The organism is Aeromonas sp. RU39B, from assembly GCF_900156095.1.
In the GTDB taxonomy this organism is placed as follows: Bacteria; Pseudomonadota; Gammaproteobacteria; order Enterobacterales; family Aeromonadaceae; genus Aeromonas.
The window spans coordinates 156775-177095 of the sequence record NZ_FTMJ01000008.1 but is presented as its reverse complement, the minus strand read 5'-3'; the positions used below and the strand labels follow the sequence as shown (position 1 = coordinate 177095).

Annotated in this window: 22 protein-coding genes; 4 read left to right on the top strand and 18 right to left on the bottom strand. The window is 57.7% G+C overall.

All coding sequences use genetic code 11. The features are described 5' to 3' along the window. Window positions 1–28 precede the first annotated feature (28 nt). The 15 genes from flhB to fliE all read right to left on the bottom strand — a co-directional run bounded on the left by flhB (window position 29) and on the right by fliE (window position 13186). Complete coding sequence (gene flhB / locus BW958_RS12680) at window positions 29–1159, bottom strand: flagellar biosynthesis protein FlhB (protein WP_076576115.1); 1131 nt, start codon at window positions 1157–1159, stop codon at window positions 29–31. Then, window positions 1149–1949, bottom strand: a complete 801-nt coding sequence (fliR, locus tag BW958_RS12675) for a flagellar biosynthetic protein FliR (protein WP_076576114.1) — start codon at window positions 1947–1949, stop codon at window positions 1149–1151. The genes flhB and fliR overlap by 11 nt, the downstream gene beginning before the upstream one ends. Continuing rightward, entirely contained in the window at window positions 1946–2215 is a 270-nt protein-coding gene (gene fliQ, locus BW958_RS12670) for a flagellar biosynthesis protein FliQ (RefSeq protein ID WP_076576113.1), read from the bottom strand. The genes fliR and fliQ overlap by 4 nt, the downstream gene beginning before the upstream one ends. Before the next feature lie 9 nt (window positions 2216–2224). Then, complete coding sequence (gene fliP / locus BW958_RS12665) at window positions 2225–2974, bottom strand: flagellar type III secretion system pore protein FliP (RefSeq protein ID WP_076576112.1); 750 nt, start codon at window positions 2972–2974, stop codon at window positions 2225–2227. Continuing rightward, window positions 2961–3332, bottom strand: a complete 372-nt coding sequence (fliO, locus tag BW958_RS12660; RefSeq protein ID WP_076576111.1) for a flagellar biosynthetic protein FliO — start codon at window positions 3330–3332, stop codon at window positions 2961–2963. Before fliO ends, fliP begins: the two co-directional genes overlap by 14 nt. Continuing rightward, window positions 3329–3724 (bottom strand): flagellar motor switch protein FliN, encoded by a 396-nt coding sequence (gene fliN / locus BW958_RS12655; RefSeq protein ID WP_076576110.1) that lies wholly within the window; start codon window positions 3722–3724, stop codon window positions 3329–3331. Before fliN ends, fliO begins: the two co-directional genes overlap by 4 nt. A 49-nt stretch (window positions 3725–3773) precedes the next feature. Then, window positions 3774–4847: a flagellar motor switch protein FliM gene (fliM, locus tag BW958_RS12650; RefSeq protein ID WP_076576109.1), complete on the bottom strand. Its 1074-nt coding sequence runs from the start codon at window positions 4845–4847 to the stop codon at window positions 3774–3776. Window positions 4848–4854: 7 nt separating this feature from the next. Next, window positions 4855–5370: a flagellar basal body-associated protein FliL gene (fliL, locus tag BW958_RS12645; RefSeq protein ID WP_076576108.1), complete on the bottom strand. Its 516-nt coding sequence runs from the start codon at window positions 5368–5370 to the stop codon at window positions 4855–4857. Between the two features lie 57 nt (window positions 5371–5427). Beyond that, on the bottom strand, window positions 5428–7347 hold the full coding sequence (locus BW958_RS12640) for a flagellar hook-length control protein FliK (protein ID WP_076576107.1): 1920 nt from the start codon (window positions 7345–7347) through the stop codon (window positions 5428–5430). Between the two features lie 170 nt (window positions 7348–7517). After that, window positions 7518–7961 (bottom strand): flagellar export protein FliJ, encoded by a 444-nt coding sequence (fliJ, locus tag BW958_RS12635; RefSeq protein WP_076576106.1) that lies wholly within the window; start codon window positions 7959–7961, stop codon window positions 7518–7520. 11 nt (window positions 7962–7972) lie between these two features. Continuing rightward, window positions 7973–9304 (bottom strand): flagellar protein export ATPase FliI, encoded by a 1332-nt coding sequence (fliI, locus tag BW958_RS12630; protein WP_076576105.1) that lies wholly within the window; start codon window positions 9302–9304, stop codon window positions 7973–7975. Between the two features lie 2 nt (window positions 9305–9306). Then, on the bottom strand, window positions 9307–10101 hold the full coding sequence (fliH, locus tag BW958_RS12625) for a flagellar assembly protein FliH (protein ID WP_076576104.1): 795 nt from the start codon (window positions 10099–10101) through the stop codon (window positions 9307–9309). Between the two features lie 3 nt (window positions 10102–10104). Next, the gene (fliG, locus tag BW958_RS12620) at window positions 10105–11163 is read right to left on the bottom strand and encodes a flagellar motor switch protein FliG (protein WP_076576103.1); all 1059 of its coding nucleotides are present in this window, start codon (window positions 11161–11163) and stop codon (window positions 10105–10107) included. Beyond that, on the bottom strand, window positions 11153–12856 hold the full coding sequence (gene fliF, locus BW958_RS12615; RefSeq protein WP_076576102.1) for a flagellar basal-body MS-ring/collar protein FliF: 1704 nt from the start codon (window positions 12854–12856) through the stop codon (window positions 11153–11155). The genes fliG and fliF overlap by 11 nt, the downstream gene beginning before the upstream one ends. A 12-nt stretch (window positions 12857–12868) precedes the next feature. Next, window positions 12869–13186, bottom strand: a complete 318-nt coding sequence (fliE, locus tag BW958_RS12610) for a flagellar hook-basal body complex protein FliE (RefSeq protein ID WP_076576101.1) — start codon at window positions 13184–13186, stop codon at window positions 12869–12871. A 244-nt stretch (window positions 13187–13430) separates the two neighbouring features. On the opposite strand from fliE, the gene BW958_RS12605 reads away from it, so the two are divergent. Both BW958_RS12605 and rimO read left to right on the top strand, forming a co-directional pair. Further along, a complete protein-coding gene (locus BW958_RS12605) occupies window positions 13431–14030 on the top strand; it encodes an alpha/beta hydrolase (protein WP_076576100.1) in 600 nt (199 codons plus the stop codon). A 160-nt stretch (window positions 14031–14190) separates the two neighbouring features. Beyond that, on the top strand, window positions 14191–15519 hold the full coding sequence (rimO, locus tag BW958_RS12600; protein WP_076576099.1) for a 30S ribosomal protein S12 methylthiotransferase RimO: 1329 nt from the start codon (window positions 14191–14193) through the stop codon (window positions 15517–15519). A gap of 85 nt (window positions 15520–15604) precedes the next feature. Here rimO and BW958_RS12595 read toward each other — a convergent pair whose 3' ends face one another. Beyond that, on the bottom strand, window positions 15605–16072 hold the full coding sequence (locus tag BW958_RS12595; RefSeq protein ID WP_076576098.1) for a DUF4442 domain-containing protein: 468 nt from the start codon (window positions 16070–16072) through the stop codon (window positions 15605–15607). Window positions 16073–16306: 234 nt separating this feature from the next. Here BW958_RS12595 and fur point away from each other — a divergent pair, with 234 nt between their 5' ends. After that, the gene (gene fur, locus BW958_RS12590) at window positions 16307–16738 is read left to right on the top strand and encodes a ferric iron uptake transcriptional regulator (protein ID WP_076576097.1); all 432 of its coding nucleotides are present in this window, start codon (window positions 16307–16309) and stop codon (window positions 16736–16738) included. 100 nt (window positions 16739–16838) lie between these two features. On the opposite strand, the gene glnS is transcribed toward fur, so the two are convergent. Next, on the bottom strand, window positions 16839–18500 hold the full coding sequence (gene glnS, locus BW958_RS12585; protein ID WP_076576096.1) for a glutamine--tRNA ligase: 1662 nt from the start codon (window positions 18498–18500) through the stop codon (window positions 16839–16841). Between the two features lie 169 nt (window positions 18501–18669). Here glnS and BW958_RS20515 point away from each other — a divergent pair, with 169 nt between their 5' ends. Next, window positions 18670–18828 (top strand): hypothetical protein, encoded by a 159-nt coding sequence (locus tag BW958_RS20515; protein ID WP_179078853.1) that lies wholly within the window; start codon window positions 18670–18672, stop codon window positions 18826–18828. On the opposite strand, the gene nagE is transcribed toward BW958_RS20515, so the two are convergent. Beyond that, a complete protein-coding gene (gene nagE / locus BW958_RS12580) occupies window positions 18825–20276 on the bottom strand; it encodes an N-acetylglucosamine-specific PTS transporter subunit IIBC (RefSeq protein ID WP_076576095.1) in 1452 nt (483 codons plus the stop codon). The two genes, BW958_RS20515 and nagE, sit on opposite strands and share 4 nt — an antisense overlap. Window positions 20277–20321: the final 45 nt, after the last annotated feature.

The following is a 20321-nucleotide window of genomic DNA, read 5'->3' as shown; positions in this document are numbered from 1 at the left end:
TATTTATTGACGCTACGTCAGAACTTTGTCACTTTTTCAATTCATCAGGGATTGGCAAATTATCCGCCAGCGGACGCGGACGCTGGCCACGACCACGGCGGAACTGCCGCAGCTGATAGACATAGGCCAGCACCTGAGCCACTGCAGCAAACAACCCTTCGGGGATTTCATGGCCAAGATCGGTGGCATGATAGATGGCCCGGGTCAGCGCCGGGGATGGCAGGATAGGAATATCGTATTCACGGGCAATCTCCCGGATCTTGAAGGCCACGTCATCGACCCCCTTGGCCACCACTTTGGGTGCCGACTTGGGCTGAGCAGGATCATATTGCAGTGCCACCGAGTAGTGGTTCGGGTTGGTGATGACCACATCGGCCTTGGGCACATCGGCCATCATGCGCCGGTTGGCCATCTCCATCTGCATGCGACGGATCCGTCCTTTCACCTCAGGCTTACCTTCACTGTCTTTAAATTCGTCCTTCACCTCCTGCTTGGTCATCTTGAGTTGACGCAGGTGGTTCCATTTCTGGAAAGGCACATCGATGGCCACGATGGGCAACAACGAGCAGCACAGCACGACTATCATCCAGAGAAACAGCTCCAGCGCATCGATGATACCGCCGGGAAACCCTTCAAAGGAGAGGTTCATCAGGTGCTCAAACTGGCTGGATAGCAGACCCCAGGCAAACAGGGCGATAAACACGACTTTGGCAATCGATTTGATGAGTTCGACCAGCGACTGCACACCCATCATCCGCTTGAGGCCGCTGGCGGGGTTGAGCTTGCTGAATTTGGGCATCATGGCTTCAGTGGAAAAATTGAAGCCACCCATCAAAATGTTGCCGATAAACGAGGCTAGCGCCACGATAAAAAACAGCAACCCAAGCGGCAGCAGCAGCGACCCCACGAGGGTGGCAAACAGGGCAATCATGGCGTTGGGATCAAATGCCTGCTCGCGCTGCAGGGTAAAACTGGTGGTGAAGATGTGGATCAGCGCTGCTGCTAACTGGCCTTTAACCATGTAAAGTCCGGCGCACGCGGATAGCAGTACGGTGGCGGTACCCAGTTCCCGGGAGCGAGCAATCTGGCCCTTTTCACGGGCCTGCTCGAGTCGTTTCCCGGTGGGTAGCTCCGAGCGCTCCTGATCGCTATCCGCCACCGACGCCCCCTTCGCAGCGGGTGCCAATCACCATGCACAGGAGCTCTTGGATCCGCTCCCAGATACGCCCAAAGTGGTCGGTAAAGCTGCCAATCGTCAGCCAGAGGATAAACAGCCCGGCAATCATGCTGACCGCAAAGCCGATGCTAAATACGTTCAGTTGCGGCGCGGCGCGGGTCATCACGCCAAACGAGAAGTTGATAAGCAGTAGCGCCACGATGGCTGAGAGCGACATCAATAGCGCCGATTGGAACATGACACCGAGAAACGCAGCCATATCCCGATAGACCAACGACGCAATCCCCTGCTGGGCCACAGGCAGGGTGTCAAAACTCAAGATCACCAATCGAATCAGCACCAGATGGCCATCGACCGCCAAAAACACCAAGGTGGCCAGCATCAGGTAAAACTGGCCTATCACCGGCGCAGACTGGCCGTTCATCGGATCAACCAGTGAGGCAAAACCCAGGCTGGTCTGCATGGCGAGCACCTGGCCAGCCATGACAAAACTCTCGGTCAGAAACAGGGTCAACTGACCCATGGCAACCCCGATCAGCACCTGCTGAATGGTGATAAGAAACCCGCCGACGGAGAAAAGTGGTGTTCCGGGCATGGCCGGCAGCACCGGCGCCACCACCAGCGTGATGGCCAGACAAAGCAGAATACGCACCTGAATGGGCACTAACCGACTGCCAAACACCGCCATGGTCATCAGCAAGCCGCTGATACGACAAAGCGGCCAGACAATGGACGCCAGCCAGGCCAGCACCATCTCGCTGGAGAAGGTCATCCCACGACCTCGGGGATCTGGTGCACCAGCATCACGAAGAAATCCATCAGGGTCTGCAGACCCCAGTGTGCTCCGAGCGCCAGCGCCAGCAGGGTGACGATCAGACGCGGCAAAAAGCTCAATGTCTGCTCGTTAATCGAGGTGGCCGCCTGAAAGATAGAGACCATTAGCCCCACCACCAGACTCGGCAAAATGACGGCACACACCATGACGCTCACAATCCAGAGCGCCTCACGAAACACATCGACGAAGGTTTCCGGGGACATGGGGCCTCCTTAGCCGCTGCCGAGCCCGAAACTGGTCGCCAGGCTCCCCATGATGAGGTTCCAGCCATCAACCATCACAAACAGCATCAACTTGAACGGGAGCGACACCAGCATCGGCGAGAGCATCATCATCCCCATCGCCATCAAAATACTGGCCACCACCAGATCGATGACCAGAAACGGCAGAAACAGCATAAAGCCAATTTGGAAAGCGGTCTTGAGTTCGCTGGTCACAAAAGCCGGGATCAATACCCGCATCGGCACATCGGTTGGCTTGTCCACCTTCACGTCAGCAATCTCCATGAAGGTGTTGAGATCCTTGATGCGCGTCTGGGCCAGCATGAATTGATGCAGCGGCACCTGCGCCTTGTCCAGCGCCTCTTTAGCGGTGATGGTCTCGGCCAGATAGGGCTGCAGCGCCTCGTCGTTGATACGATCGAGCACCGGCGACATGACAAAGAAACTCATAAACAGGGCAATGCCGATGATGACCTGGTTGGAAGGGCTCTGCTGCAAGCCAATGGCTTGGCGCAAAATACCAAGCACCACCACAATCCGGGTAAACGAGGTCATCATGATGACAATGGCCGGCAAGAAAGAGAGTGCGGTCATCAACGCCAGCACCTGCAGCGTCAGACTGTACTCCTGACTGCCGTCGGCACGGGTCGTCACCGTGACGGCAGACATGCCGCCATCCTGAGCAAGACACAAGGGGGCGAGCATCACCAGCCCCAGCCAGAGCCAGCTACTCTTTTTCATCTTTCTTTATCAACCTGCCCAGTTGCTGTGCAAACGGCTGCACTTCGTCCAGCGGAGTGTCAAGGCGCGACAAGAAGCTCACCTGCTGCGGGGTCACCCCCAGCAAAAACTGCTCTTCCCCCACCTTAACCACCATCAGTTTCTCCTTAACACCCAGTGGCAGTGACGCGATCACCTTCATCTGGCCGCCGCTCAGCCCCTGAGTTAGCCGGCTTTTTTTCAGTAAAAAGCCCAACCCCACAATAAGAGCAATCACCATCAGGCTGGAAAACAGCCAGGAGGTGAGGCTCGGAGCCACCACACCGGCCGGCTCGGCCAGTGCAGGCAAAGGGAACAACCACAGCAGATGGCGCATCATTTTAGCTTCTTGATCCGTTCAATCTGGCTGATGACGTCAGTCAGACGAATACCGAACTTGTCGTTGACCACCACCACTTCACCGTGGGCAATCAGGGTGCCGTTGACCAGCACATCCAGCGGCTCACCGGCCACCCGATCCAGCTCCACCACTGAGCCCTGATTGAGCTGCAGCAGGTTACGGATGCTGATCTGGCTACGACCAACCTCCATCGAAATGGTCACCGGAATGTCGAGAATGGTGTCGAGTTTGCGCCGCTCTTCCGCCGAGATGGGGGCATCTTCCTTGAGCTCTTCAAGCGGAGCCGCTTTGACCTCACCTTCCTGCTCTTCCAGAGCCGCCGCCCAGGCATCGGCCATCAGGGACTCATCTTCGTTTTCAGTCTGACTCATGTGCTGCGATTCCTTTTCTTAACGCTGTGCCCGGATGAAGGGGCGTTGTTCAATCTGATGGCTGCTCTTGAATCGAACGCTCAAGCTCGTCGAGCTCAACGTCACCATCGATACGCACACCGCCACGGGTCACCAGATGCATTTCATTCTTAACCGTGTCGGGTCGTTTGATTTTATCGGTAATCTTGAGGGCCACTTTTTCGCGGGTGCGTCCCATCTTGGCATGGAAAGTAGGCAGATCTTCGACAAACACCAGCAGGTTTTCCGGCATCTCGACCGGAATGATGTCGCCGGGCTGCATCTCCATCAGCTCGCGCAAGGTCACTTGGGTTTCCAGCAACTTGGCGCGCATGCCCACCTTCACATCCATGATCTCGTCGCGCAGCGCCTTGCTCCAGCGCACGTCGGTATCGCCCTTGTCGCTCTGAACACCGGCATCGAGCAGTTCACGGATGGGTTCGAGCATCGAATAGGGCATGGCGACGTGAAAATCCCCGCCGCCACCGTCGAGCTCGATGTGAAACGAGCTGATGACAATCACTTCGGTCGGGCTGACGATGTTGGCCATCGCCGGGTTCACTTCGGAGTCGAGATATTCAAACCCGACATCCATCACCGGCGCCCAGGCATCCTTGTAATCCTCAAACACCAGCTTGAGCAGCATTTGAATGATACGTCGCTCGGTCGGGGTAAATTCACGCCCTTCAATCTTGGCGTGATAACGGCCATCACCACCAAAGAAGTTTTCCACCAAAATGAAGACCAGACGCGCCTCCATGGTGATCAGCGCCGTCCCTTTGAGGGGGCGGAAACGCACCATGTTCAGACTGGTTGGCACGAACAGGGTATGGACGTATTCGCCAAACTTGAGCATCTGTACGCCGTTAATCGACACCTCGGCTGTTTTACGCAGCATGTTGAACAAGCTGATACGCATATGACGGGCAAAGCGTTCGTTCACCAGCTCCAGGGTCGGCATCCGACCACGGACAATACGGTCCTGGGATGAAAAATCGAATGTGGCAGCCCCCGAGGAGCTGGAGACATCCACCTCCTCTTCTTCTACCTCATCCACCCCGTGGAGCAGGGCATCAATTTCATCCTGGCTTAACAGATCGCTCACGGCTCACCTACTGCATCACAAAACCGGTAAAGAGTACCTGATCCACTACGCTCTCCTTGGTCAGCTCGGTCAGCACCTTCTGGCACTCATCGAGCGAATCCTTGCGCAGCTTCTCCTTGCCTTCAAAGGTGACCAGTTGCTCTGCCGTGGCAGCACTGAACACCCGTAACAAGGTGCCTTCAATCAGGGGAATATGCTGTTTGGCCAGCGCCTCGTTGGGATTGCCGCGCACCAGCAGGTCAACCTTAATCTGAACCAGACGGTCACGGGTCTTGCCGGCCACGTTGAAGACAAAGGGCCGTGGCATCGCCACATAGAGAGGTGCCAGGGTCTTGGGATCCGGTTTGGCCGGCTCTGCCTCGGCCTCTTTGGCCTCGGTGGGCTTCTCACCACCGCCACCAAGAAAGAACCAGGCTGCACCACCACCACCGCCCAGCAAGATCACTGCCAGCGCCACGATAATGATGAGTTTTTTCTTGCCGCCCCCTTTCTCTTTGAGGGTCAGTTCACTGTCGTCTGCCATTACGCGACCACCATCTCATCTAACTATTTCAATATCATATAGTTGCCATAGGCAGCTTCAAGCATAGAAATCAATTCCGGCGCCGTTTGCCGATTCCCTCGCCAGACGGGATGTCGGGAGTGTGAGCTCGCTCTCCTGACCAGAGGATGAGCCACCACGGGAGTTGCCCTGCCCTTGGCTACGCCCTTGCCCGTTATTATCGGCCATGGTCTGAGCCTGACCCTGTTGCTGCCCCTGTTGTTGTGAGGCTTGCTGCTGCACCTGGGTCTGACCCAGCGAGATCCCCTGCCCAGCCAGCATTTCACGAAGGCGTGGCATGCTCTGCTCCACCATCTCTCGCGTCTGGCCATGCTGCACCACGAAGTGAACACTGACCTGCTGATCCTGCCCCACCTGAACGTGGATCTTCATGCGGCCAAGGCCCAATGGCTCCAATTGTAATTCAGCCTGCTGCAGTCGATCGCTGAGCATCACATTGACCTTCTGCTGCAGCTCGCTCGGGACATTCTCACCATCCAGACGCTGGCTGCCGAGATGGGTCAGGCCACTGTCACGACGCGCCTGCGTCTCGCTCGTGGCTGTGGGTTGGGCCTGGGCCTGCAGCTGGGATGCGCTCTGCGCTTGTGCACTTTGATTGGCGGTGCTGCTCTGGTTGTCGGTCGATGCCGCCGGTGTGCTGGCCGGGGCCACGCTCTCACGCGCACTCTCGCTCTTGCTGGTGCCCAGCACCTCTTTGGTCACACTGACACTGGCGGCAGCGACCTCGGCACTGGCCGGCGCTTGCTGCACCTGGGTCATCACCTGTTCAGTCACGCGGCTGGCCTGAATGGGCTGCATCGTGGCCGCCTGAGCCAGCAACTGATCTTGTGCCTGCACCAAGCTGGTGGGCTGCTGCGCCGTGCTTTGAGCACCTTGCGATGCGGCGACACCGCTTTGGGCAGTGCTCGCGGGGCTCTTGGTGACCACCGGCTCAGGCTCTTGCGACTGTTTCTGTGGCTCTGCCGGGCTGGCGCTCTTTTTGTTAAGCTCGGCAGTTACCGGCGCAGGACTCGTCACCGGCGCTGCCGACTCCGACGAGGCAGCAGCACCTTCTGCCAGCGACGTATTACTCGTCAGGGTAACCTTGTCCTGCGCCACGCTCTGCCGATAGGCCTCGGTGGCACTAGGTGGTTGCGATGGTTTGCTGCTGGCTGCACTCTTATCCGTTATTACGTTGCCATCGGCCACAGCCTTTTCCAGCAGTGCCTTGCCAAGGGCGGCGTTATCGCCGTCGGCGACCGGCATCTTCTCGGCGGAAGTGGCCAGCGTCTGGCCATTGACCTTGGTCATGCCTGCGGCCAGCAGGCTATCGAGGGCGATGCCACCGGCCGACGCTGATGTGTCTGGAGTTTGTGACTGAGCGTTTGTCGTCACAGCAGCGTGCTCAGCGGTAGGTTGCGCCGTATTAGCCTGTGGGCTTAGCAGGGTATTGGCAGTCTGACTCAAAGCGGCTTGCGCCATGGCTGATTGCTTACCTGCACTGGCCTTGGCATCAGAGTGAGCACTGTCAATCGGGGCAGGCTTGCTCGAGCTGTCCGCATCTTGCGAAGCTGGCATGGTTTCGCTGAGGGTGGGCTCGCTGGTCACGCCTATTTGCTTGGGCGCGGTCAATTCGGCATTGGTTTGCAGTGATGCATGCAGACGGGCCAGCAAATCAACCGGCAACTCTTCGCCGCCGGATTTGTCAGAAGCGGCCGCATCATCGCTACCATCAACAGTTTTAGGCGTGGGTGCATCAGAGGTGAATTCGGCGCTATCGCTATCTTGCAGCAGATCGGCAAACGAGAGCCCTTTAGAGAGTTCGGCGCCTTTTACATCGGCCCGCACATTCCCCTTATCCCCGGCAAGCAGCCCTGTGCCCGCTGCCGCCGAGCCTTTCCCGGTGGCTGGAGCCTCAGCCGCCGCATTTGGCATCATCAGTGAAGCTTGGGGGATCATCACTCACTCCTGGTTAGATACCACGGCGCCGAAACGCGGTGGTGAATCAGTTTGGCCGATATCAAGCGCACCCGGTGACTGCAGGAGCGGTGTCATCATCGGCATCGTTGCGTGCATCTGATGGTGATATGCAAATTACAAGCCATCACTGTTTAGATAATCGTTGCCCGCTACAGGACTGAACGATTGAGATAATCGCGCATGGCAAATTCGTCGAGCATTTTTTGCTCCTGACGGTCGGCTTTTTGGCGGGCGCGCTCGGCCTTTTTCTCCAGCAGCAACTCCACGGCTTTACGCCGCTGCTGCATGGCCAGCCACTCCTGCTTGCGCAGCTCAACGGCCTGACGCACCTGCAGCACCCCTTCGTACTGCTGCTGGGCCGCCGACTGCAACTTGTTGATAAACGAGTGATAGTGGCCGTTTTGCTGGGCATTGAGCTCACCTTGCAAGCCACGCTCGGTCCACTGCTGCAGATAGACTTCGCGATAGTGATTCAGAGCCTCTTGCTGCTCCATAAACAGCTTCAAATCCTGACGCGCCTTGGCCAGCGCCATGGCGCAGCGCTGCTCGGCGTCAACCAGTTGCTGCGACAGCAGTTCCAGTCCCTTGCTCACCCATCACCTCGCTATACCCGCATCAATGGCCCGCTGACCATCTGCAATTCACTGAGGCCAGTATCGTAGCTGACCACCTCTTTCATTCCTTGCTGCAAGAACTGGTCCAGATAAGGCTTTTGCAAGATAGCGCGGTCGATGCGCGGATCCGCCCCCTGGCTGTAGGCGCCAATGCTGATAAGGTCGCGATTCTGCTGATAGAGGGAATAAAACTGTTTAAGCAGACGGGCCAGTTGCAGATGCTCGGGAGAGGTCACCTGCGGCATGACCCGGCTGATGGACTTTTCGATATCAATGGCCGGATAGTGGCCGGCATCGGCCAATTCCCGCGACAAGACAATGTGGCCATCGAGAATGGCCCGCGCCGCATCGGCGATGGGATCTTGCAGGTCATCCCCTTCGGTCAGCACGGTAAAGAAGGCGGTGATCGATCCCTGCCCCTCACCACCGTTTCCGGCCCGCTCCACCAGCGCCGGCAATTTGGCGAACACCGACGGCGGATACCCTTTGGTGGCGGGAGGCTCGCCCACGGCCAGCGCGATTTCGCGCTGCGCCTGGGCATAACGGGTGAGCGAGTCCATCAGCAGCAACACATTCATGCCCTGATCGCGAAAATACTCGGCGATGGTAATCGCCGTTTCACACCCTTTAAGGCGCATCAGCGGCGAGGCATCGGCCGGTGCTGCGACCACCACAGCCCGCTCACGCCCTTCGGCGCCAAGGATCTCCTCGATGAACTCTTTAACCTCACGGCCACGCTCACCAATGAGCCCCACCACCACCACATCGGCCACCGAGCCCCGGGTCATCATGCCCAGCAGCACCGATTTACCAACGCCGGAGCCGGCAAACAGCCCCATCCGCTGGCCTTGACCCACGGTGAGGATGGCATTGATGGCACGAACCCCGACATCCATCGGTCGATGGATCGGGCGACGGGCGAGCGGGTTGATACCACGAGCGGCAAATCGGGCCGTCTGGGCCGTCATGATAGGACCCAGGCCGTCGAGCGGTTGGCCAATTCCGTCAATGACGCGGCCAAGCAGCCCCATTCCCACCGGAATGCCCTGCTCTTCGGTGAGCGGCACCACGCGGGCCCCCGGAATCACCCCTTTGAGCTGTTCACTGGGCATCAGGTAAAGGCGATCGCCGGAAAAACCGACCACTTCGGCCTCCAGCACACCATCCAGCGTATCGATACGGCACAGCGAGCCGATGGCGGCGCGGCAACCGACCGCTTCCAGCGTCAGTCCCACCACCCGCGTCAATTTTCCGGCAACCGGAGCGCGTGGTGCAATGTCGCGAACCTGATAACGGGCCAAACGCTCTTTGAGCGACACCATGCTTACTCTCCGTGGTTATCGCGCAGGAAATTACGCAGCAGTTGGCCGATGCGAGCCTCGAGCTGCATATCGATGCTAGAGAGTGATGTAGCCAACTGCACATCGCCGGGATCGAGCGTCGGATCGGCCTCCAGGCGCCAACCGCGTTTTTCGCACTCTTCCGTGCCAAAGGCAGTGATGACCCGCTCCACATCGTCCGGATGCAGCTGCAGGGTAATCCCGCTTTCAGATGCCGGCAGCAGTGACAATCCCTCTTTGAGGGCCGCGAGCAGCAAGCGTGGCGAGGTATCGGCTTCATGCTTGATGAGCGCTTTGCCAAGCTGCATGGCCAGCGTCACCAATTGGGATTCCACTTCTTCATCAAGCTCTTGTAGTGGCGCAGAGAGATGGGACGCCAACTGCTGCCAGTGGGCAACGGCCTGTTCGACCAGCTCGCGCCCCATGGCGAGCCCCTCATCACGGCCCTGCTCTAAACCTGCCGCATGGCCCTGTTGCAACCCTTCGAGCTTGCCCTCTTCCAAACCTTTGGCAAAACCGGCCTCACGGCCTTCGTTCATCCCCTCTTCCCATGCGGCCTGGCGAATCGCTTCAAGCTCTTCGGCGGTCAGGGTCGGGGTCGGCTCTGGCTCGGGCTCTTGCTCGATGTCCGGCTCGGGTTGCTCATACCAATCAGGCGGTAGCCCGAGGGCGTTGCTCTCCATGGTTTTGGCGGTCTCCATTTCGGGCCACCCCCAGGATTGCACGTCGACACCTTCCTGCTCCGGGCGCAGGTAGCCCCTCAATTTGCGATCGCTCATAAATTACAGGAAATCGTCGCCACCGCCGGAGCCCAGCATGATTTCGCCGGCATCGGCCAGACGGCGGGCAATCGAGAGGATCTCTTTTTGCGCCGCCTCCACTTCGGAGACCCGGATCGGGCCCATTGCCTCGAGATCGTCGGCCAGCATCTCGGCTGCCCGCTTAGACATATTCTTGAAAACCTTCTCGCGCAGCTGATCGTCTGCGCCCTTGAGGGCGCGTTGCAGCAGATCGCCGGGTACTTCGCGCAGCATGGTCTGAATGCCGCGATCGTCCACATCGATGAGGTTTTCGAACACGAACATCAAATCCTGGATCTGCTGACTCATCTCTTCGTCCGACTCGCGGATGGCATCCATCAACTGGCCTTCGACGTTGGTATCGAGGTAGTTCATGATGTTGGCGGCGGCCTTCAGGCCACCCATCTTGGCTGCCTGCGCCCCTGCGGCACCGGCAAACTGCTTCTCCATGATGTCGTTAAGCTCTTGCAGTGCCGCTGGCTGTACCTCTTCGAGGTTGGCAATACGCATCACCAGATCGAGCCGCACCTGTTCAGCAAACTGGCTCAAAATCTCGGCCGACTGCTCGGGCTCGAGGTAAGAGAGCACAATGGTCTGAATTTGCGGGTGCTCGTTTTGGATGATGCTGGCCACCTGACGGGCATCCATCCATTTGAGCGAGTCCAAACCGCGAGCACCGGAGCCAAGGATAATCTGATCGACCAGGTTGCTTGCCTTGTCTTCACCGAGCGCAGCCACCAGCGCTTTGCGCACGAAGTCCTCACTACCGATACCGATATTGGTGAACTTCTGGATGTCCTCGATAAACAGGCGGTGCACCGCCGCCACTCGGTCGTGGCTAAAGTCCGACATGGAGGCCATCGACATACCGAGGCGCTGCACCTGCTTGGGCTCCAGATTACGGAAGATCTGGGCGGCATCCTCTTCATTGAGGCTCAGCATCAGCACGGCCGCCTTCTCCATCCCGCTCATCGACTCCAGTAGCTGTCGCTGGGCATCGGAGATGTCGTTACCGGTCACCTGGTTATTACTATCTGGCATCTTGTGCTACCCACTCCTTGATGACCTGAGCAGCCAGGTCGGGTTCATTGGCCACCAGCGCACGCACCGCCTTGAGCAAGTCCTCATCACGATGCAGATCCGGCAGTTTCAGCTGTCCATCACGCAATCCGAATATCGGCTCCGACTCGGCCTGAGCGGCCAGCAGGCTGAGCTCGTCATCACCACCGAGAACGGTGTGGTTATCAAGATCCAGCTCATGTTCGGGCTTGGCATCCGGATAGAGCAGCCGTTTGAGCATGGGCCGCACTATGGTGACAATCAAGACAATGATGATCAGCACCGAAGCGGCAATGCGCACGGCGCGCCAGAACCAGGGCTGTTCGTAAATAGGCGGCTCGGCGACCGTGTCGAGTTCCGGACGGTTGAACGGAATGGTCACCACTTCCAGCGTGTCACCGCGGGTCACGTCAAAACCCAGACCGGCACTGAGCAGGCGGCGCAGGGTATCAATTTCAACCTGAGTGCGCGGCTCGCGATTGACCTTGCCCTCTTCGGCCACATTGCTCTTGTAATCGACGGCGACCGACACGGTCATGCGGCGGATACCGCCCATCTGACGGCGGGTGTGGCTCACCGTGGTATCGAGCTCGTAATTACGGGTCGCTTCCTTACGGGAGCGGCCGTTGGCACTGCTGCTGTTGCCAGCGGTGGCTTGTTCCGGAATGGCTGAGTTGGTTGGCGGTTGGTTGGTCAACGCACCGGGAACGCCCTGGCTTTGGCCATTGGCGCTGTTCTCTTCCATGGTCATTTCAGAGCGTACCGCCGGCAAGTCCGGGTTGTAGCTCTTGCGAGTCTGCTCTTGTTCGGTGAAATCGAGCGCCAGATCCACTTCGGCGGTGTAGTTGTCCATCCCCAGCACCGGGATCAAGATGGCGTCAATTTTTTGTTTGTACTCAAGCTCCTGCTTTTGCTGCATGGCAAATTCACGGCGCGTCTGGGCAGCGACCGGATCTTGCGAGCCCGAATTAAGCAGGCGGCCGTTTTGGTCGGTTACCGTCACCCGGGTTGGCTCCATGCCGTGCACGGCCGAGGCGACCATGTCCACGATGGAGTCTACAGTCCCCTGATCCAGCGCCGAGCCTTTGAGGGTCACCACTACGGTGGCACTGGGCTTGCGCTCATTGCGGGCAAACACGTTATCTTTGGGGATAGCCAGCAGAACCTGAGCCTTGGCAACACTCTGAAACTGCTCGATGGCGCTGGCCAACTGACGTTCGCGACTCAGCTTGAGACGCTCGCCCTCCATGCGCTGGCTGACGCCAAAGCTGTTGTCTTTAAGCAGGATATCTTCGCCGGCCACGGAGGTATCGGTCTGGCTGACCAGACCGGCGCGAGTCAGTTGCAGACGGATGTCGGCATACTTCTCGGCATTGACCATGATCGACTTGCCCTCGACCTCATAGGGGATCTTCTGCTGATCCAGATAGTCGAGGGTTTTAACCAGTTGCTCGGTAGGAAAGGTGCCAAGGGGCCGCATATCCGGCTCCTTGCCCCATAGCAGAATAAACACGGCGATGGCCAGACAGATGGCCAGCGCCAGGATCAGAGTGATTTGGCGCAGGATGTCGCTGTTAGAGAGGATGCTACCGAGGGCCGAGCTCTTTTGCTCGTTCTCGTCGATAGCAGCGCCGCCATCTTGCAGCAACAGGTCGCCGTTCTGTTCGCTTGCCACGGTTTAGTTTCCTTACACCGACATATTCATGATGGTCTTGTAAGCCTCGACCACCTTGTTGCGCACCTGCACGGTGGCTTCAAACGCGATCGATGACTTCTGCCCGGCGATCATCACATCAGAGAGGTCGATGGAGCGATCACCCATATCAAAGCGGGTTCGCAGATCATTGGCCTGCTCCTGCAGCCCGTTGACGTTGTCAAGCGCCTGGCGCAGCATGTTGCCGAAGTTGGAGTTGACGTTCTGGCTGGGTTGGGAGACCAGACTGTTCCCTGCCTCGACCTTCAGAGACTGCATCTCCTGCAGCAGGTTGGTGGCGTTGATATCCATGTTGCTCCCGAGACAATTGATTGACGCTGACTAGCCAGATGCAATCAGAGTGCCAGAAATGGCCAATGCCCTATTTTGCTCCAACACCGCCAACCAACTGCCGGTTTTCTGAGCTAACTCCATCAATTAATTTGAAAAAGAGCAGCAGAAGCGCTGGCTAACAATCGCAGGTTCAAGCCTCTACCCTGTCGTGACCAGGCCACACCTATCCCGTGGCGACCATGAGCCGGATAACGAGGAATTCATGCCAAACTCTTTTGCCATTTTACTACACGGCGTCGGCAGCCAAGGCAGCCATATGCAACCGATTGGCGAGCACTGGCGCGCCGTGTTGCCCGGCTTGTCGGTGATAACGCCCGATGCCCCGTTTCCCTTTGCTGGCGGCGGTCACCAATGGTTTAGCATCGCCGGTGTCACTGCAGAGAATCGGCCACAGCGCGTCGCCGCGGCCCGCGAGGCGCTCGATGCGGTGATCCGCGCTGAGTTGGCCGCGCGCGGCTTTCGCCCGGATATTGATCGCCTGATCGTGGCCGGATTTTCCCAAGGCGCCATCATGGCGCTCGATCTGCTGGCCAGCGGACGCTTGGCGCTGCATGCGGTGATCGCTTTTTCCGGCCGGCTGGCATCGCCCGAACCACTGAGCGTGCGAAGTGGCACCCCGTTGCTGCTAGTGCACGGTCAGCGCGATGCCGTGATGCCCTGGCAGGAGAGCCACTATGCGGCCGAACGGTTGCAAGCAGCCGGTGCCCGGGTACAGAGCCTGTTTGAGCCAGAGAGCGACCACACCGTGACGGCGCAAGGGGCCGCCAGCGCCGCCGAATTTCTGCGCTCACTGGCCGATTGAGCCCGCAGGGAAGTACCAGAAAATGCGTAAGATAGTGGCACTCTGCCGATAAATTGTTCCCTTGCACGGCAGCCGGTCGCTCTGTATGAATTTTGGCCTTTGTTTGTGGCAATCATGCTGGTAAAATCGCGCGCCTTTAGAGCTTTGTGAGCATGAGTGAATGAGCAGCAATACAACCCAGCCGCCGAAAGTCGGCTTTGTTTCCCTTGGTTGCCCGAAAAACCTGGTTGATTCCGAACGTATCCTGACCCAGCTGCGCACCGAAGGGTATGACGTGGTTCCGAGCTATGACGACGCAGAACTGGTGGTGGTTAACACCTGCGGTTTTATCGACAGCGCCGTCCAGGAATCGCTGGAAGCCATCGGTGAAGCCCTGGCCGAAAACGGCAAGGTGATCGTCACCGGCTGCCTGGGTGCCAAGGAAAACCAGATCCGGGAAATTCACCCCAAGGTGCTGGAGATCACCGGACCTCATGCCTATGAAGAGGTGCTCGGCCATGTGCACAAATACGTGCCCCAGCCGACCCACAATCCCTTTACCAGTCTGGTCCCGGCCCAAGGCGTCAAGCTCACCCCGCGCCACTATGCCTATCTGAAGATCTCGGAAGGCTGCAACCATCGCTGCACCTTCTGCATCATTCCGTCAATGCGTGGCGATCTGGTGAGCCGCCCCATCGGGGAAGTCCTGGCCGAAGCCAAGCGTCTCAAGGAAGCCGGCGTCAAAGAGATCCTGGTTATTTCCCAAGACACCTCGGCGTATGGCGTCGATGTGAAGCATCGCACCGGTTTTTACGACGGTATGCCGGTCAAGACCAGCATGCAGGCGCTGTGTGAAGAGCTCTCCAAGCTCGGAATGTGGGTGCGTCTGCACTACGTCTACCCCTATCCGCACGTGGATGACGTCATCCCGCTGATGCGTGATGGCAAGATCCTCCCCTATCTCGACATCCCGTTGCAGCATGCCAGCCCGCGCATTCTCAAGCTGATGAAGCGTCCGGGCAGCGTTGAGCGCACCCTGGAACGTATCCACAAGTGGCGTGAGATCTGCCCCGAGATCACTTTGCGCTCTACCTTTATCGTCGGTTTCCCCGGTGAGACCGAAGAAGACTTCCAGATGCTGCTCGATTTTATCGATAAGGCAGAGCTGGATCGGGTTGGTTGCTTCAAATACAGCCCGGTCGACGGTGCCCAGGCCAACGAACTGCCGGACCCGGTCGCAGAAGAGGTCAAGGAAGAGCGCTTCCAGCGCTTTATGGAGTTGCAGCAGCAAGTATCCATCCGCAAGCTGGCGCGCAAAGTGGGCCAAGAGATCACCGTCATTATCGATGACGTGGATGAAGAGGGCGCCACGGGCCGCTCCATGGCCGATGCCCCTGAGATCGACGGTCTGGTCTATCTCAATGGCGCCACCAACCTCAAGGCGGGCGATATGGTTCGCGTCAAGGTAGAGCACGCCGACGAATACGATCTGTGGGCCAGCCTGATCTGATTAAGCTGACCGCATAAAAATGAGAAGGGAGGCCGCTGTGCCTCCCTTACTTTTGGGTCATTGCTATTACCGCCATATTTGCCAGTTAGCGGTGTTCACGACGTTTTCTGACATACAGGGTGCGCCGCACATTAGCCACCACCTCACCCTTGCCATCCAAGATGGCCACGGTGAATTCAGGAAAGTGCTTCTCCCCCTCCCCGGTTGCCGCCTCGATTTCAGCCAGTTTGCTGTCGGTTAAGTGAAACTCGGCCACCAGCGGCCCTTTGCCCGGCTTGATGTAATCGATGTCGCCAGATTTATCCCACACGTAATAGTGATTCTTGAAGTACCCCATCAGCATCAGGGGGTAGATGGGATCGGTCATTGCAAACATGCTGCCGCCAAACTGGGTACGATTGGCGTTCAGCGTGCCCCAGCGTGATGTCAGCACCACTTTGCAATAACGAAAGTCCTCGCTCAAGGTATCGATGCGAATACCGGCGCCACGAAATGGCGGCCACCAGTTAAGCGCCATACGTATCCTGCTTGCCCGTTTAAAAAACCACTCCATGCCTTCTCATCCGACCAGATATGTTTTTTACATCATATCAACACCTTGATGTAGATCAAGTTCCCAGATGAACCGCATGGCAGTCACACTTTGGAGAAAAACCTTTGAATTAGCGGGTTTAATTTGTTTCGTTGCCCGCCCTATAATGAGGGTCGATAGCAAGTTCGAGGTTGCCATTCGCTTGGCAGTCAATCAGAATGTCCTAAATCAAAGAGAATACGAATAGCTCATACTATGGCTGACAATAACCAAGCGTTGAAAAAAGCTGGTCTCAAAGTGACCCTGCCCCGAGTCAAGATTCTGGAAATCCTGCAGCAGCCGGATTGCCACCATACTAGCGCGGAAGATCTCTATAAGCGTCTGATCGATCAAGGTGAAGAGATCGGTCTGGCCACTGTGTATCGTGTTCTCAACCAGTTTGATGATGCGGGCATTGTCACTCGTCACCACTTTGAAGGTGGCAAGTCCGTGTTTGAGCTGGCGAGTCAGGAGCACCACGATCACCTGGTCTGCCTCGATTGCGGCAAGGTCATCGAGTTCTCTGACGAGCTCATCGAGCAGCGTCAGCACGAGATCGCTCGCAAACACAACATTCGCCTGACCAACCACAGCCTCTATCTCTACGGCCACTGCGCCGAAGGGACCTGTGAGCACGCAGACGACTAATAACCCGATTTCCCGATCGAACGTTTGATAAAAAAGGCCGGCAAGATTGCCGGCCTTTTTATTGCTGTGCCTGCACGGCGGGTTGCCCCGCCGGCTGATGTCAGGCTTCGACCTTGCCCCAGGAGTCACGCAGGGCAACGGTGCGGTTAAACACCAGATGCTCGGCAGACGAGAGCTTGTTGTCGGCGCAGAAATAACCTTCACGCTCAAACTGGTAAGCTTGCTCGGCGGTTGCGCTCTTGAGCGATGCTTCCACGCGGGCACCCGATACAATCACCAGAGAGTCCGGATTGAGGGTGGCTTCGAAATCATCCTCAGCGCCGGGATTGGGCACCTTGAACAGACGATCGTACAGGCGAATTTCCGCCGGCAGAGAGGTAGCGGCAGAAACCCAGTGGATCACGCCCTTGACCTTGCGCCCGTCGGCCGGATCTTTACCCAGGGTATCGGCGTCATAGCTGCAGTAGATGCAGGTGACGTTGCCCTCGGCATCTTTCTCGATGCGCTCGGCCTTGATCACATAGGCGTTACGCAGGCGCACTTCCTTACCGAGCACCAGACGCTTGAACTGCTTGTTGGCCTCTTCACGAAAATCAGCCTGATCAATAAAGATCTCGCGGCCAAAGTGCAGCTCACGGGTGCCCATCTCCGGCTTGTTCGGATGATTGGGGGCAACCAGAGTCTCATCATGATCCAGATTCTCGATCACGACCTTGACCGGATTGAGCACGGCCATGGCACGCGGGGCGTTCTCGTTGAGATCGTCACGGATGCAGGCTTCGAGCATGCTCATCTCCACGATGTTGTCCTGCTTGGTCACGCCGATGCGCTGGCAGAACTCACGAATGGAGGCTGCGGAGTAACCACGGCGGCGCAGACCGGAGACGGTCAGCATACGCGGGTCATCCCAACCGTCCACGTGCTTCTCGGTCACCAGCAGGTTCAGCTTGCGCTTGGACATGACGGTGTATTCGAGGTTCAGACGGGAGAACTCGTACTGACGCGGGTGGCAGGGGATGGTGATGTTATCCAGCACCCAGTCATAGAGGCGACGGTTGTCCTGGAACTCCAGTGTACAGATGGAGTGGGTGATCCCTTCCAGCGCATCGGAGATGCAGTGGGTGAAGTCGTACATCGGGTAGATGCACCACTTGTCACCGGTCTGGTGGTGGTGAGCAAACTTGATGCGATAGAGCACCGGATCACGCATGACCATGAAGGGCGAGGCCATATCAATCTTGGCACGCAGGCAGGCAGCACCTTCGGCAAATTCGCCGTTTTTCATCTTGTCAAACAGCGCCAGGTTCTCTTCGACGCTGCGCTCGCGATAGGGGCTGTTCTTGCCAGGCGCAGTCAGGGTGCCGCGATATTCGCGCATCTGCTCGGCTGAAAGCTCATCAACGTAGGCCAGCCCTTTACGGATCAGCTCAATGGCATAACCGTGCAGCTGGTCAAAATAGTCAGAGGAGTAGCACACCTCGCCACTCCATTGGAAGCCGAGCCACTGCACGTCACGCTTGATGGACTCGACGTACTCGATGTCCTCTTTGACCGGGTTGGTGTCGTCAAAGCGCAAGTTGCACTGGCCCTGGTAATCGCGAGCGATGCCGAAGTTCAGGCAGATGGACTTGGCATGGCCAATGTGCAGATAGCCGTTGGGCTCCGGGGGAAAACGGGTGTGCACACTGCTGTGCTTACCGCTGGCCAGATCCTCGTCAATGATTTGGCGGATAAAGTTGCTTGGGCTACTAGCCTGAGTCATGAGCTCACCTCAGAATGTCGAACCTCACGGGGCGGGGCCGACGACCAGCTCCACTCCCGACGTCAAGCCGAGTATGATCCATCATTGTGCCCTCGCGCTCAACCGCATTTTGCCGCTTGCGGCGTGATAAGCAGCAGAAAAAAGCCCCGCACTCAGGCGGGGCAACACAATGATGAAATCACAAATCACACACAACGTCTCGGGAACCACGACTTGCTCCCTTGACCAAGGGCTTCGCAGCAAACCCTTGGGCAAGGAGACCGCGCCCACTGCGCCGGTCAAACAGGTCAGGCTGGCGCATAACGCCAGCCTGACATGGCGCGATTAACGCAGCGCCTTCATTTCGGTCGCGATGATCTCGGCCAGCGGGCCAAGAATGACCTGCAGGTTTTGTTCACCAAGCTTGACCACACCGGCCGCGCCCAGCGCCTTGAGCTTGCGCTCATCGACCAGGGAGCGATCCTTCATGGTCAGACGCAGACGGGTGATGCAGGCATCGATAGAGACCAGGTTGTCGTGACCACCCAGCACCTCCAGATACTGCTTGGCCAACTCGGTTTTGTTACCGGCTTCCACCTTGACCGCCACCTCTTCATCTTCACGACCCGGGGTCTTGAGGTTGAACTTGGCGATAACGGCACGGAACACCACGTAGTAAATCACGAAGAAGACCACACCTTGCACCAGCAGCATGTACCAATGGGTCGCCAGCGGGTTACGGCTGGAGAGCACCATGTCCACCAGACCAGCACTGAAACCGAAACCGGCCATCCAGTGCATGCTGGCAGCGATGAACAGGGAAATACCGGTCAGGATGGCGTGCAGCAGATAGAGCAGCGGAGCCACGAACATGAAGGAGAATTCAATCGGCTCGGTGATACCGGTGAAGATGGAGGACAGTGCAGCAGCCAGCATGATGGCTGCAACCTTGTCACGATTCTCCGGCTTGGCGGCATGGTACATAGCCAGTGCTGCGCCCGGCAGACCAAACATCATGATTGGGAAGAAGCCAGCTTGATACATACCGGTGACACCGAGTACCGCCTTGCCTTCAGCCAGCGACTTGGCGCCGCCGAGGAAGTTCGGGATGTCGTTGATACCGGCCACGTCAAACCAGAATACCGGGTAGAAGGCGTGGTGCAGACCCACCGGGATCAGCAGACGGTTGATGAAACCGAAGATACCCGCGCCAATCGGCCCCAGACTGATGATCGACTCACCAAAGGAGATGAGGGCACCAAACAGCACCGGCCAGACGTACATCAGGATAAAGGAGACGACGATCATGACCACAGATGTCACGATCGGTACCAGACGACGACCAGAGAAGAATGCCAGCGCCTTGGGCAGCTCGACACTGCTGTAGCGGTTGTAGATCACCGACGCAATGATACCGCACAGGATACCGATGAACTGGTTGTTGATCTTGTTAAATGCCGGCGAAACCTGCTCGGCCGGGATATGCTGGATCAGGGCTACGGCAGCCGGACTCAGTAGTGTGGTGACCACCAAGAAGCCAACCAGACCGGCCAGCGCAGCGGCACCGTCTTTATCCTTGGACAAGCCATAGGCTACGCCGAGAGCAAACAGCACAGACATGTTATCGATAATGGCAGATCCGGCCTTGATCAGGAACGCAGCCAGTGCGCTCTCCCCACCCCAGCCAGTCGGGTCAATCCAGTACCCTACCCCCATCAGAATTGCAGCAGCCGGCAGTGTCGCTACCGGTAGCATCAGCGCACGGCCGATCTTTTGCAAATAACCGAGAATGTTCACGGTTCCCTCTCCTTTCCTTAGTTGATTGTCTTTTAAGTTCGAATT